Consider the following 14,197-nt stretch of genomic DNA (forward strand, 5'->3'; position numbering starts at 1 on the left):
GGTCCGGGGCCGAAGGGGCGCGGGGGCTGGCCCGGTGACGTCCCCCTCCGGTGCTGGAGGTGGCAGGGCGGTCAGGCGGAGCACCAGGACTTCTCCCTGGGTGGTTTCGCCTTCGAGCCGTCGCGGCGTGCCGTGCCAGAAAGAGGCCGCGCCGATGAGCGCCGCGGCGTGCAGACCGATGACGGCCAGGACCAGCATCAGCGTGCGTTGACGGCTCCGGGGCCCTGTCTCGTGGCCACGGAAGGCCGAGGCGAACAGAACGCCCTCTGGCGGGCGGGCCTTCGCTGGTGCGTCCGGCATGGTGTGCCCCCTCTCCCGCCCGCGTCTCGCCACGGGATGGGGGTAGTGGCGTGCATGTCGGGCGTGAAGGGTTCCTGGGCCGCGGGCGTGTGCGGCGGTCCGCACTCAGCCGGCGCGGTGTCGGGCGGCCTTCAGGGCGGAGACACCGGAGGGCGGGGTTTGCGGAAGACCACGGTGAGGTTGTTGCTAGGCATGTCCACCACGCGCTCGCGCTCCAGGCCATGCAGGGCGGCCTCGGCGGTGACGGCCTCCAGCGACCTCACGCCCCACGCCGGGTTCCTGGCGCGGAGGGAGGCGTCGAACTCCAGGTTGCTGGGGGCCGTCTCGCGGCCCTCGATGAAGTAGGGGCCATACAGGACGAGCAGCCCGCCGGGAGGCAGCACCCGGCCCGCGCCCCGCATCAAGCCCTGGCAGGCCGTCCAGGGGGCGATGTGAATCATGTTCACGTTGAGGATGACGTCCGCGGCCATCTCCGGCCAGGACTCCGCGCTCGCGTCGAGCCGGCGCGGAGGCAGCAGGTTGGGCGGGCCTTCCTCGGTGCGCCACGCTTCGATGCTCTCCAGCGACTCCGCGTCCACGTCGGTGGGCTGCCAGACGAGGTGGGGGAGGGCTCGGGCGAACCAGGCCGCGTGTTGGCCGGTGCCGCTGGCCACCTCCAGCACCCTGCCGGAGGCGGGGAGGACTTCGCGGAGGACAGCGAGCAGGGGCTCGCGATTGCGTTCCGTGGCCGGGGCATGACGCTTCATCCCCCGGGTTTCGCACATCCGCCGCGTTCCGGGCGAGCGCCGCCCCCCGCCAGTGGACGACCCGCGCGCCGCCCCGGGAGGTGAGTGGGCGGGGCGTGGGACGCCTGCCGTGACTCCGGGTCCGGGCTGGAAGAAACGTTCCGTCCACGCCCGTTTGTTTCCCACCCGGCAAATCCCAGCCCCCCGGGCCGAGCAGGGGGGGCACCCTCAGGTGGCCCCTGAGGGGTACATTGGGGGCATGGTTCCACGGCAGGTGGACGGGTCGGGCGTTATCTCTGGCGTTAGCGTCTCCCAAAGAGGAAAGTTCACCCAGGGCTCCCCTTCCTGCCGGGCGAGCGGGCACTGGGATGTACTCCTGCGCCCGCGGGTTACACTGCCAGGCGTGGGTCCCAAGCAGGGCGGGGCGCTTCACATGTGTGTACGGTCCCTTGTTGTCGCGGACCTGCCTGCCACACCTTTGGGTGGGCAGGCCTGAAACCCAATTCGGAGGAGAGTCACCATCATTCGCGAACAGAGAAGCAGCCGCGGCGGGAGCCGCGACCAGAGAACCAATCGTCGCATCCGTGCCCGTGAGGTCCGCGTCGTCGGGTCTGACGGTAGCCAGCTCGGGGTCATGCCTCTCGAGGCGGCCCTGGACCGCGCCCGGACCGAGGGGCTGGACCTCGTTGAAATCAGCCCCATGGCCAGTCCTCCGGTCTGCAAGATCATGGACTACGGCAAGTTCAAGTACGAGGAGAAGAAGAAGGCCTCGGAAGCGAAGCGTGCCCAGGTCACGGTCCTGCTCAAGGAAGTGAAGCTCCGTCCGAAGACGGAAGAGCACGACTACGACTTCAAGGTCCGCAATACCCGCCGGTTCATCGAGGACGGGAACAAGGCGAAGGTCGTCATCCAGTTCCGTGGGCGTGAAATCACGCACAAGGAGCAGGGCACGGCCATCCTCGACGACGTGGCCAAGGACCTGAAGGACGTGGCCGTCGTGGAGCAGATGCCCCGGATGGAAGGGCGTCTGATGTTCATGATCCTCGCGCCCACGCCGAAGGTGGCGCAGAAGGCCCGCGAGCTGGTTCGTCAGGCCGCCACCGCCGCCAAGCGGACGCCTCCTCCGGGAGCCCCGGGTGCGGGCAAGCCGGCCGGCGCCAGCAGTGGCGCTGGGGAGAAGGCTGAGGTTGAGGGAGCGGACGAGGAGAAGAAGGAAGCGCAGGCCGCGCCGGCAGCAGCCGAGGCGCAGAGCCCGACGGCGTCCTGAGGGATTGCCGCCACGCGGTGGGTCTGGGTTCCCACCGCGTGCGGCGCCTCTCGAAAGCGGGAAAGTGTGGCCGCCGCCACACGGGCAGGCAGCCAGGCGTGGCTCGCCGCCCACAGGTCCGGCGTGGCTTGCCAGGGAACGGCCGTCCGAGCGGCTGGCAGGCGACTTGAAAAGGAGGGTACTGCTGCCGCAGTCTGTCCGCCCGCGAACGCTCGCGGACCTCCTTTCATCAAGGACGCGTGATGCTGCCTGTCCTCCTCGCCGTGCTGCTGGCGCAGACGCCCGCATCCAATCCCCGTCAACAGGGCGTACCCATTGGCAAGGGCAAGACGCTCCCTGTCGTCACCCTGTCCGCGCCGTCGGGTGGATGGACGGTGGACCGGATGATGCTCATCGAGGGCACCGTCAGCGACACCACCATTGACCCGGTGGTGGTGTCCATCAACGGCGACCGCTACCTGATGCGCACGTACCGCGGGCGCTTCAGCCGCAAGTTCCCCGCCGCCAGCGGAAAGAATGTCGTCACGGTGATGGCCACCAACCAGGCCGGCACCGTGCGCGCGCAGGCCACCAGCTACGCGCAGATTCCGCCGGTGCCCTTCAAGGTGGTGCTCACCAGCGACACCGACGGCGTCTACACCGACCTGCACCTGTACGAGCCCACCGACGCCAGCGCCAAGGACGGCACGCTGGACGTGCGGAAGATGGCGCACGTGTACTGGGCCGACACCGCGAGCCCCTCCGGTGGCACCTTCTTCCTCAACTCGCAGGGCGGTGACTTCGACCAGCCCGCGTATGGCCCGTACCTCTACATCCACCGCGCGCCGCCCAAGGGCGTGTACCTGGTGGCCACCAACTACTGGCCCAGCGGTGACAAGGCCCACACCGTGGCCACGCTGAACCTGTCGCTCTTCGAAGGCACGCCGAACGAGATTCGCCGCATGGTGCGCATCCCCCTGGCCACGCCGGGCACCACCCGCGTGCTGGCCTGGGTGAACGTGCTCGGGGATGGGCAGGCCGAGGTGTTCGTGCCCTCGCAGGACCCGCGTCCGACGCACGCCGCGTGGCCGAAGAACCTGGATGAGGCCCTCAAGGCGCTCCAGTCCAATGGGGATGGCGGCGGCGAGGGTGAGTACTGACGCCTCTGTCGTCCGGGGTCTCCACGTCCATGCGCCGCGTCCTTCCCGTGCTCCTGCTGCTCCATGCGCCCGCGCTTCTGGCGAACGGGACGGTCGGGGTGCGGCCGCCCGTGCCGGCGCCGTCGGCACCGGACGCGAAGCCGCACGGTGCCGAGGACTCCACGGTGCCCGAGGCGCGCGACGTGCTGCTCCGCCGGTGGGTGGCGCGCGTGGCGCTGGCCCAGGTCCGCAAGCAGGACGTCGCGTGGCATCCGGACCAGCGTGACTGCGCGGGCCTCATCCGCTTCGCCTTCCGTTCCGCGTACAAGCAGATCGCCGCGGAGCGCCTGTCCACGCCGCTGTGGCGTGACGGCCGGGGCCGCCCGTCCGACTTCGCGGATGCGGAGGTGCTGCTCCAGCACAGCTTCCAGTTCCTGGGCCGTGACGACGCCACCCGCGAGTCGCTGCGCACCGGCGACCTGCTCGCCTTTCGCCAGGAGCAGGACGCGGGCCCCATCTTCCATCTGATGCTGGTGGTGCGCCCGGAGGACCGGGCCCATGCGCCCGCGCGCGTCGTCTACCACCCGGGGGAGAAGGGCGCCGCGGTGCGTACTGGCGTCCTCCACCACCTGGCCACCGAGGCGCCGCTGGAGTGGCGCCCGGTGCCGCAGAACGCTTCCTTCCTCGGCTTCTTCCGTTTCAAGGAGTGGATGTCATGACGTCTCCCAAGAGTGGCCCGCCCAAGGCGCTGCTCATCGGCGTGGTTACCGTCCTCGTGGGCGGCGCCGTGGCCGGAGCCTTCTTCCTGGGCCGGCGCAGCGGGCAGTCCGGCGACGGCGGTGGCACGGTCACGAACCTGCTCGGTGGCGAGCGCAAGGGCCCGCCGAGCGCGGGCGCCGGCGTGGAAGGCCTGCCCGAGCCCGCGATGACGGCGCTGGAGGTGCCCGGCACGGCCGCGCCTTCCGCCCTCTGGGTGGACGTGCACCACCCGGGCAAGGTGCGGGATGCGCTGGCGGCCAACGTGTGGCTGCGCGACCAGCTCCAGAAGCCGCTGGGCCAGGGCTTCATCGGTGCGTGGGCCGCCTTCTTCGGCTCCACCGGTGAGGACCTCCGGGCGGGCTTCAAGGGCGCGGTGCTGGACCTCTTCGCGGGGCAGTTGTTGGACGCGCCCTTCCGCGTGACGTGGTTCGCCGGTGACGCGCGCTCCAGCACGCCGGCCTTCATCCTCCCCAAGCCGGGCCGCGCCGCGACGTCCGCGTACGAGGCGCTGGACGGCGTGGCCAGCCGCGGCGGCATGACGGCGCCGCACTGCCCGGGCGGCGGCTCGGAAGGTACCTTCGAGATGAAGCGCTGGCTGGTGGCGGAGCAGACGCTGTGGGCGGGCCGGCTCAAGGACAGGCTGGTGCTCGCGCGCCACCCGGTGGCGGTGCTCCACGGCCTGTGCGCGGAGCTGCCGGAGTTGAAGGCGAAGGACGGCGTGGACGTGGAGCTGGGCTACGACGCGGAGGCCTACGGCCGCGAGGTGCAGCTCTTGTCGAGCGTGGTGGGGCTGGCCCCGGGCACGCGGCTCCAGTTCGGCGTGGAGGCGGGACGGCTGGTGGGCCGGGGCATCGCGGGCGAGCTGCTGGACGGCCCCGCGCGCCTGGACGCCGCGCCCCTGTCCGACGACCTGCTGAAGCTGGTGCCGGAGGACACGCCGGTGTTGCTGGCCTTCCAGCTCAAGCTGCCGGAGTCGTTGGACCCCGAGACGCTCAAGGCCTACTGGGCGAAGGGCGGCGGCAAGGGCCCCACGCGCACGCGTCAGGTGGCGCTGGTGTGGACGCCGCGCGGTGATGCGAGGCTGCCCGTGGAGTTGGCCGTGCTGTGGGGCCGCACCGACGACGCGGCCGCGCTGGAGGGCCTGTTCTCCGGTGGCTACAACCGGCTGGTGCGCGGCACCCACTGCAACCACGTGGTGCTGGCGTCCAACGACGCGGAGCTGGAGCGCCTGCGCAAGGCGTGCGCGGGTCAGCAGCCCAACATGCTCAACGCCGCGGGCCCGGTGGTGGCGGGGCTGCGCGCGCCCACCTCGGTGGCGTTCGGGGTGAACACGGGCCGGCTGCTCAGCGGGCTCACCATGGATGGTTACCTGTCCGAGTTCCGGGTCAGCCGCAACGCGCCCATGCCGAGCGCGACGCCCCCGGAAATCGAAGCGGCGCGGAGCGACCTGGAGTCGCTGCCGTACCTGGGCCTGCGCGGCACCGTGCAGGGCGATTCGCTGGTTCCTGGAGGTTTCGGGTCATGAAGTGCCTCATCCGACTGGCGGCCCTGTCCGCGCTCATGCTGTCCGGCGTGGCCCTGGCCAAGCCGCTCTACATCACCGTCCCGCGCTCCTATGGCACCCAGGAGCCGGTGGCGGTGGACGTCGCCTTCGAGGACAAGGGCCCCGTCGAGCTGCGCGTCCTCAAGCCGGAGAACCTGGACGCCTTCATCCGCGCCCAGGGAGATTTGCGTCGCGCGTACCAGACGCCGCCCACGCTGAAGAACCCGGGCCGCGCGCTCAGCCGTGGCTTCAACGCGGTGCGCACGCCGGGCATGTTCCTGCTCGACACGCTCAACCCCGCCTTCCGCGACGAGGTGGGAGAGGTGCTGCCCCGTGCGCCGCAAGCGTCGGGCTCCGGCGAGCCGCTGGCCAAGGTGGCCGAGGGACCGGAGCGCCTGGTGGGCGTGCCGCCCGGCTTCACGGTGACGCGCAGCCAGTGGCTGAACCTGGACCTGGGCGGCGCCGAGCGGGACTTCAACGTCCCCGGCTTCAACGCCAGTGGCCCCAGCGGCTTCCAGGAGCGCCGCGTCACGCTGGCGCCGCTGCCCGCGGGCACCTACGTGCTCCAGTTGGTGCAGGGCCGCGTGGAGGGACAGGTGGTGCTGGTCGTCAGTGACTTGACGGTGCAGCTTAAGCAGACGGATGGCCAGGTGCTGGTGCGCGTGGCGGGCCGGGACCAGAAGCCGCGCGAGGGCGCCGAGGTGCAGGTGTACCTGCCCAAGGGCAAGGGCCCCGTGGGGAAGACGAACGCGAAGGGCGAGGTGACGCTGGAGGTGTCGGAGCCGCGCGTCATCGCTACGGCGACGGCGGGCGGGGACACGGCCATTGTCGACACGGACTTCTACTCCGCGCTGGCGGTGGCGCCGGACGTGTTCATCTACAGCGACCGGCCCATCTACAAGCCGGGCCACGAGGTGAAGTTCCGCGGCGTGGTGCGCCAGCCGGACACCTTCCTGGCGCGCCTCTTCACGCCAAAGAAGCGCCAGGTGCAGGTGAAGCTCGTCTCGCAGGAGGGCCGCGCGCTCACCACGCGCGCCTCGGTGGACGAGTTCGGCGCCTTCCACGGCACGCTGAAGGTGCCGGACGACCTGGGCACCGGCGTGCTGCGCGTGGAGGCGGAGGTGGACGGGCACCCGCACCAGGGCGAGGCCCGCGTGCAGGACTACGTGAAGCCGACGTTCTACCTGGAGATGGAGCCCGCGTCGGAGACGGTGGTGCCCGGTCAGACGCTGCGCGCGAAGGTGCGCGCCCGCCGCTATGCCGGTGGCACGCCCGACGCCACGAAGTACGAGGTGTTCCTCTACCGCAGCCTGCTGGACGCGCCCGCCTGGGTGGATGACGCGGGCAAGGGCGGCCAGGGCAGCGACGTGACGTACGGCAGCGCCTCCAGCACGGAGGGCAAGCTGAGCGTGCCGGAGCGGCTGTACTCCTCCGTGGAGGCGCGCGGCGCGTATGAGGACCCGTGGTCCAGCGCCAGCGCCTTCGACGCCAACGGCGAGGCTGAAATCGAGGTGGCCGTGCCGGCGCTGGCCGCGGGCGAGGAGCGGCTGCCGTACCGGTACTCGCTCACCGTGCGCGCGCGCGATGACCAGGAGACCTTCGCCAACGCCACGTCCGCCTTCTTCCTGTCGAAGGTGGACGTGCTGGGCCTGGCGCGCTACTCCGACGCGGTGGTGGCCAAGAGCGGCGACGCGACGCTGGCGATTCGCGCCACCACGCTGTCGGGCAAGCCCTATGGCGTGACGCAGGGCGAGGTGGAGTTCGTGCTGCGCAAGGCGGATGGCTCGGAGAAGAGCCTGGGCAAGCGCTCCTTCTCCACGACGGCGGATGGCACGCACCGCGAGAAGGTCCCCACCTCGGACGTGGGCACCGTGCTGGCGCGCGTGGTGGTGAAGGACAAGAACGGGGAGGCGTGGCAGGGCGAGGAGTCGCTGCTCGTCATCGGCGGCGCGGACGAGCCGGTGGCGCGCGTGCCCAACCTGACGCTGGCCTCGCTGTCCGGGACGCTGGCGCCGGGCGACACCGCGAAGCTGGTGGCGCTGATGCCTGACAGTTGGGGTTCGGGTGGCCGTGACGCGGGCCCGGTGTGGGTGACGCTGTCGGGCGCCTCGCTCTACGACACGCAGGTGGTGGAGCTGACGGGCCGCACGCTGGTGCACAGCTTCAACGTGGAGAAGCGCTTCGGCAGCGCGGTGTACGCGTCCGTCGCGTACCCCACGGCCACCGGCCGCTGGGAGGAGCGCACGGTGGCCTTCCGGGTGATTCCGCGCGAGCGCACCCTCACGGTGGAGCTGCAGCCCCGCCGCGCGGAGGCCACGCCGCTCACCGAGCAGAGCATCGACGTGCGCGTGGTGGACCACGAGGGCCGCGGCGTGGTGGCGCAGCTGTCCGTGGGCGTGGTGGACAAGGCCGTCTACGCCATCCAGAGCGAGTTCCGGCCCAAGGTGCTGGACTTCTTCTACCCGCCGGCGCGCAACAACGTGTCCAACTTCTTCTCGTCGGAGTTCCAGGGCTACGGCTACGGCGAGGCGCTGGCGCGGAAGATGGCGGGGCTGCCGGACCACGCCTTCGCCTCCATCAAGCCGCCCAGCCGCCAGACGAAGGACCTGGAGCGCGACACCGCGCACTGGGACCCGGCGGTGGTGACGGACCGGGATGGCCGCGCCACGGTGCGCTTCACGCTGCCCTCCAACCAGACGCTGTGGGTGGTGACGGCGGTGGCGGCGGACACTTCCGGCCGCTTCGGCGAGGGCACCTCCGAGTTCGCCACGCGCGGCGGCCTCAACCTCTACGCCGCGCTGCCGCAGTTCCTCCGTGAAGGCGACGAGGCGGTCGCCTCGGTGCGCCTGTCGGCGGGGGAGAAGTCGCCGGCCAGCCAGCTGCTGGACGTGAGGCTGGCGTCGCTGGGCGCGCTGAAGGCGGACCAGTTCGAGTACAAGGTGGAGCTGGCGAAGGGCGGTGAGCAGGTGGTGCCGCTGACGCTGAAGGCCGCGTCCACGGGCGCCGCGCAGCTCACCGTGAATGTGGCGGGCGGCAAGGACTCGCTGAGGGACCTCAAGCGCTTCGACGTGGGCCCGGCGGCGGTGGAGGACGAGGTGAAGGTGAGCGCCTGGGGCGGCGGCGCGCTGGAGGTGCCCGCGCCGCAGGAGGCGACGCTGGCGCGCGTGGAGCTGGTGCTCCAGCCGTCCATCGTCGACGCGGCGCTGTCCAACGTGCGCGAGCTGCTCACGTACCCCTACGGCTGCCTGGAGCAGTTGGTGTCCACCACAGTGCCCAACGTGGCGGTGTACCAGGTGCTCCAGAAGGCGGGCGCGCTGGCGAAGCTGGACACGGACACGCAGGCGCTGCTGGCGGAGGCGCGCAGCCGCTCCGTGCAGGGCACCGCGCGCATCCTCGATATGTCGGTGAAGGGTGGCGGTTTCACCTGGTTCGGTGGCTATGAGACGCCGAGCCTGCCGCAGACGCTCATCGCGCTGGATGGTCTGGCCTACGCGGCCGAGGCGGGGCTGGTGGACCGCGCCGACCCGCGCCTGGTGGAGAGCGCCCGCTGGCTGGAGGCGCAGGAGGGCCTGCCGCCCGAGTACGACGCCACGCGCGCCTACGTGCTGGCGCGGCTGGAGGGCTCCAAGCAGGCCGCGCGCGTGCGGGCGCTGGTGCAGGGCGCGGAGGGCGGGGACTTGTACCCGCTGGCCCTGGCGGTGCTGGCCGCGGAGAAGGCTGGCATCATCAAGGAGCCCGCGCTCCAGACTCAAATCAACGCGCTGGTCGCGCGCAGCGCGCAGGGCTACGCCACGCTGGCCGCCCTGACGCCGGGCCAGTCGCTGGAGCAGTCGGAGGCCTTCTTCCGCTTCCCGCTGCGGCGCGTGGGCATGACGGCCATCGCCGCGCATGCGGCCTCGTTCGGCACGCTGGACATCACCCGCGCGCGCCGCCGCATCCTGGAGCTGCTGTCCGAGCCTGACCTGTCCACCTTCGACCGGAGCACCACGCTGCTGCACTCGCTGTGGCTGCTGGAGCGCGACGCGAAGGCGATGCAGGGCATGAAGGCGCCCGAGGTGAAGGGCGTGAAGACGCCGGTGAAGTTCGCCCCGCGCGGCCTGGGCCTGGTGGCGGTGCTGGCGCCGGGCACGCGCACCGTGGACGTGGGCGGCTTCGACGGCGTGGCCACGCTGCGCGCCACCACGCGCACGCCGCTGTCCGCCGTGCAGCCGAAGGCGGAGGGCATGTCCATCCAGCGCGCCTACTACGTGCTGCGCGAGGGCGGGAAGGTGCGGCTGGGCGCGGGTGACACCGTGTCCCAGGGTGAAGAGGTCTACGTGGAGCTGACGCTGGACGCGCGCGGCGACAACCGCGTGCGCTCGGCGTACTACGTGGTGGAGGACGCGGTGCCCGCGGGCTTCGTGCCGCTCCAGGAGGACAAGGCCTTCCGGGGGCCGCCGCACTCGCTGCCGCTGGTGCCCGAGGCGCTCAAGCGCCGCGTGCTCAACCCGGAGCGGGCGACGTTCTTCTTCGAGGAGCCGGCCTGGTGGAGCGACAGCCCACGCACCGTGGGTTACGTGCTGCGCGCGCAGTTCGCCGGCACCTTCTCCGCGCCGCCCGCGCACATCGAGGACATGTACGCCGCCAGCATCCACGGGCGGACGGCCGCGGACTCGCTGAAGGTGGTGCCCTCCAAGAAGCACCTGAGCGACCTGTAGTCCATGGGGTTGGCCGTCACGGTGGCCGTGCTGCTGGCGGCCACCCCCACCTTCATCACTCGCGGCGACGTGACGCCCGAGGCCGGGCTGCGCCGCGAGGCCGAGGCCGCCTGGACGGCGCTGGAGGCGCGTTACGTCCAGGAGGCCGGAGGCGCGCCGGCGAAGCCCCCGGCCTCCATCGTCCTCCAGAAGGGCGCGGCGCTGACGCCCCAGCGCAACGGCCAGGGGCGCCCGGGGCTGGTGGAGCTTCGGCAGAACACGCCGGGTGTGCTGGATGAGCGGCTACGGCTGGCGCTCCGGCACGAGCTGGCACACCAGCTCCTGTGGTGGGCGTGTCCCCAGTCCAGCGAGGACCGCCTCTTCCACGAAGCCTTCTCCGTGGCGGTGAGTGGCGAGCTGCCCTCGTGGAAGGAGGGGCCCTATCTGTCGTTGTCCCGCGCGGCGTCGGTGCTGGCCGGGGCGCCGGAGGTGGACACGCCCAGGGCCCGCCGCGCGCTGGCGCGGCTGCTGAACGAGTCCCCGGGCTTTCCGCCGGCGCTGTCGCGCAGGCTCCGGCAGTGCCAGGACGGCGCGCGGTGGGCGTCGCCGCTGTCCATCGACGAGCTGGCGGGCGTGGGCGTGCGCGAGGCCCGGCCCGCGACGGTGGTGGTGAGCCGCCATTCGGGAGAGGTGTTGCTGTCGGAGGGCGACGTGCGGCGCGCGCTGCCGTACGGCTCGGTGCTCAAGCCCTTCCTGTACGCGGCGGGCGCGGAGCACCCGACGCTGCCACCGCGCCCGGGCGTACCGGAGTGGGTCTGCGGCGCGGGGTTGCCGGCGAAGGTGGACGCGCGCACCGCGCTGCTGCGTTCGTGCAACGGCTACTTCCTGGACTGGGAGGCGCGGGGTTCGGCGCCCCGGGCCTTCGGCGCGTGGGGGCCGGTGCTGGCCTCGGTGGGACTGACGGGCCTGCCGGAGGACATGGCGGAGGCGACGGGGCTTCGCTCCACGTTGGCCGTGTCGCCCTGGGGCGTGGCGCAGGCGTACCGGCTGCTGGCGGAGGCCCGGCCGGAGGTGGTGGCGCTGCTGGCGGACAACGCCGCGCGCGGCACGCTGGCGGAGTTGCCCGCGTCGAAGTCACTGGTGGGCGTGGCGACCAAGACGGGCACCGTGCGAGACGCGGCGAGCCGTCCCCAGTTCGGTTGGATTGCCGCCGTGGACCCGGACCTGGTGGCGGTGGTGGTGCGGCCCGGCGCCATGCCCCGCCAGTTCGCGGACGAAGTGCCCAAGGCGCTGGCGCGCGCGCGCAAGCAGGCGGGCCTGGAGGCCGCGCGCGTGCAGGTGCTGGGGCTGCTTCCACCGGGGGACGTCGAGGCGCGGTGCTCCGGCGCGGGGTTCGCGCTGGTGGAGGGTGTGCCGCGCGCGGGCGCGGAGACCTGGGCACCCCTGGCCTCCCTCACCCAGCGTGGCGCGGCCGTGTGTCTGGGCGCGCCCTGGCGCGTGCGCTTTCCCGGTGGCCCCGGCGAGGGCCGCGACTATGCGGGGGTCTTCATCACCTCCGAGCCGCCGCCGTACCGGCCGCCGCCGGGCGTTCCCACCACCCCCAGCGCCATGAAGGCGCGACGCGGCTCCGACTTCGTCTTCCGCACCACGCGCCTGCAATACGCGGCGGGCGTGGTGTCCGCCGAGGACGTGACGCTGACGGGCGAGGCTCGCGTGGCGCTGGCGCGGGTGGTGGCCCACAACGAGCAACATGGCCACAGCCGTCACCCGGGGCGCCCCGTCTGTGACACCACGCACTGTCAGGCCTTCCGCGGCACCGTGCGCGTGCGGTCCGAGGACACGAAGGCCCTGGGACTGGCGCCGCTGAAGTGGCGCAAGTGGCTGACCTTCTCCCAGGGCGGGGAGGAGCCCTGGCGGCAGGCGCGGCCCCGCGCGGAGGTGGAGCGGCTGTTGGGGCGCGGGCTGGTGTCGCTGCACTTCAAGGCGGGGCGGGTGCACTACCTGCGCGCGGAGACAGATGGCGACGCGACGTTCGACACCGCGCGCTCGGTGCCGTGTGACGTGCTGCGCTCGGGTTTGAAGCTGCCGTCGTGCCCTCGCACCGCGTCATTCCATGGTGAATCACTGATGTTCGAGGGCCGCGGCCGAGGCCATGGCGAGGGCCTGGATGTCGAAGCCGCCAAGGTCGCGGGTTCGAGTAGCGACGTGATACTCCATGACGCATACGGACAGTGAAGATAGACAGGAAAATTTCGATACGTCTGCCTGATTAATCCGCTTAAAACTGAATTGCATGAAATTGTGTCAGGACCGGGCGTAGAGTGGCTTTGCCCGTCTTTCCCGGCGGGCACTCATCGTTAGGAGTGGTCGCCCATGCGCATCACCCGTACCGCCTCTCGCAGAAAGCTGTTCGGCGCGCTGTTGTGTACCCTCTCTGTCGCGGCCTGCGGCCCGGCGCCCGAAGGAGCGCCCTCCGGTGAGCAGTCCCCAGAGACGGGTTCGCAGGAGAACCCCGTTGTCTATGGCACGGACCACCGCACGGACGTCTATGCCTATCCGGCGTCCGTGCTGCGGACCCGGGCGGAGAAGTCCACCGTGGCGTTGATGAGCCCGTCGGACTTCAATGCCTCCAATCCCAACAACGTCACCTTCAACGCCAGCACGCTGCAGAGCGCCTACAACCTCTGCTCCACGCAGCGCTTCCTGAATGACCCGACGCCGGCCTTCTGCTCGGGGACGCTCATCGATGATGACCTGGTGCTCACCGCGGGGCACTGCATCACCAGCGCGTCCGCCTGCACCAACACGCGCTTCGTCTTCAACTTCTACCGCACGTCGGCGACGACGCTGCAGACGGTGACCACGGCTGACATCTTCTCCTGCCAGTCCATCGTCGCGCGTCAGCAGGGTACGGTGAACGGCCGCAACCTGGACTTCGCCGTCGTCCGGCTGGACCGCCCCGCCACGCCGCGCTTCGAGCCGGCGCCCATCCGCCCGGGCAACACCGCCCTGCCGCTGAACACGGGCGTGTCCGTGATTGGTTCCGGCAGCGGCATCCCGTTCAAGATTGACGACGGCGGCTGGGTGCGAGACGCCCGCGCCGGCACGCTGGACTACTTCGTCGCCAACACCGACACCTTCGGTGGCAACTCGGGCTCGGGCGTGTACGAGAACAACAACGTCACCGTGGCCGGCATCCTGGTCCGGGGCGTGACGGACTACGTCAGCCAGGGCAGCTGCAACGTCGTGAACCAGTGCACCGACACGGGCTGCGGTGGCGAGTCCATCACCTACGTGCGTCCCGCCATCGACGCGTACTGCGCCGTCGCGGGCAGCATGCGCCTGTGCGGCACCACCGAGCCGCCTCCTCCGCCGCCGGTCAAGACGTTCACCTTCTCCGCGACCAACACCAACAGCGCGCAGCAGAACACCACCAACGTCAGCGTGACGCTGGCGGCTGGCCAGACGCTGTCCTTCGGCACCTGCACGCTGCCGCAGGCCACGGGCACGGGCGACACCTACCTGCGCCTGTACAACACGGCGACGAACACCCAGGTGGCGGCCAACGACGACGCCTGCAGCCGGCTGTCCTACGTGTCCTTCACCGCGCCCGCGGCGGGCACGTACCAGATGCGCGCCGGCTGCTACTCCAGCGGCAGCTGCAGCGGCACGGTGGCCTACTCCATCCAGTAGCACTGCTTTGATGTGAGGGCGCGGGTGGCCCTGCCGCCACCCGCGCTCGTAGCTTCGCAGACAACACCTCGCCTCACCTTGTTGCCCGCGTGTCCTCGCGTTCCCCGTGGCCTCCC

General features: G+C 71.4%; 8 protein-coding genes and 1 pseudogene. 7 read left to right on the forward strand and 2 right to left on the reverse strand.

Annotation, left to right across the window (positions count from 1 at the left end; translation table 11 throughout):
• Positions 1-300 (reverse strand): annotated as a pseudogene (locus HNV26_RS13135) (TonB family protein); the annotation flags it as partial.
• Positions 301-431: 131 nt separating this feature from the next.
• Positions 432-1,046 (reverse strand): DUF938 domain-containing protein, encoded by a 615-nt coding sequence (locus tag HNV26_RS13140; protein ID WP_171444557.1) that lies wholly within the window; start codon positions 1,044-1,046, stop codon positions 432-434.
• Positions 1,047-1,545: 499 nt separating this feature from the next.
• On the opposite strand from HNV26_RS13140, the gene infC reads away from it, so the two are divergent.
• The 7 genes from infC (at position 1,546) to HNV26_RS13175 (ending at position 14,081) form a co-directional block, all read left to right on the forward strand.
• Entirely contained in the window at positions 1,546-2,292 is a 747-nt protein-coding gene (infC, locus tag HNV26_RS13145) for a translation initiation factor IF-3 (protein ID WP_171444568.1), read from the forward strand.
• Positions 2,293-2,534: 242 nt separating this feature from the next.
• Positions 2,535-3,431, forward strand: a complete 897-nt coding sequence (locus HNV26_RS13150; RefSeq protein ID WP_171444558.1) for a DUF2135 domain-containing protein — start codon at positions 2,535-2,537, stop codon at positions 3,429-3,431.
• Positions 3,432-3,460: 29 nt separating this feature from the next.
• Positions 3,461-4,129 (forward strand): DUF1175 family protein, encoded by a 669-nt coding sequence (locus HNV26_RS13155; protein ID WP_171444559.1) that lies wholly within the window; start codon positions 3,461-3,463, stop codon positions 4,127-4,129.
• Complete coding sequence (locus HNV26_RS13160) at positions 4,126-5,694, forward strand: hypothetical protein (RefSeq protein WP_171444560.1); 1,569 nt, start codon at positions 4,126-4,128, stop codon at positions 5,692-5,694. Before HNV26_RS13155 ends, HNV26_RS13160 begins: the two co-directional genes overlap by 4 nt.
• Positions 5,691-10,409 carry an alpha-2-macroglobulin family protein gene (locus HNV26_RS13165; RefSeq protein ID WP_171444561.1) on the forward strand — a complete coding sequence of 1,573 codons (4,719 nt, stop codon included), beginning with the start codon at positions 5,691-5,693 and terminating at the stop codon, positions 10,407-10,409. Before HNV26_RS13160 ends, HNV26_RS13165 begins: the two co-directional genes overlap by 4 nt.
• Positions 10,410-10,412: 3 nt before the next feature.
• On the forward strand, positions 10,413-12,623 hold the full coding sequence (locus HNV26_RS13170) for a hypothetical protein (protein WP_171444562.1): 2,211 nt from the start codon (positions 10,413-10,415) through the stop codon (positions 12,621-12,623).
• 138 nt (positions 12,624-12,761) lie between these two features.
• Entirely contained in the window at positions 12,762-14,081 is a 1,320-nt protein-coding gene (locus tag HNV26_RS13175; RefSeq protein ID WP_171444563.1) for a trypsin-like serine protease, read from the forward strand.
• Positions 14,082-14,197: the final 116 nt, after the last annotated feature.

This window comes from Myxococcus xanthus, assembly GCF_013116825.1.
Taxonomy (GTDB): Bacteria; Myxococcota; Myxococcia; order Myxococcales; family Myxococcaceae; genus Myxococcus; species Myxococcus xanthus_B.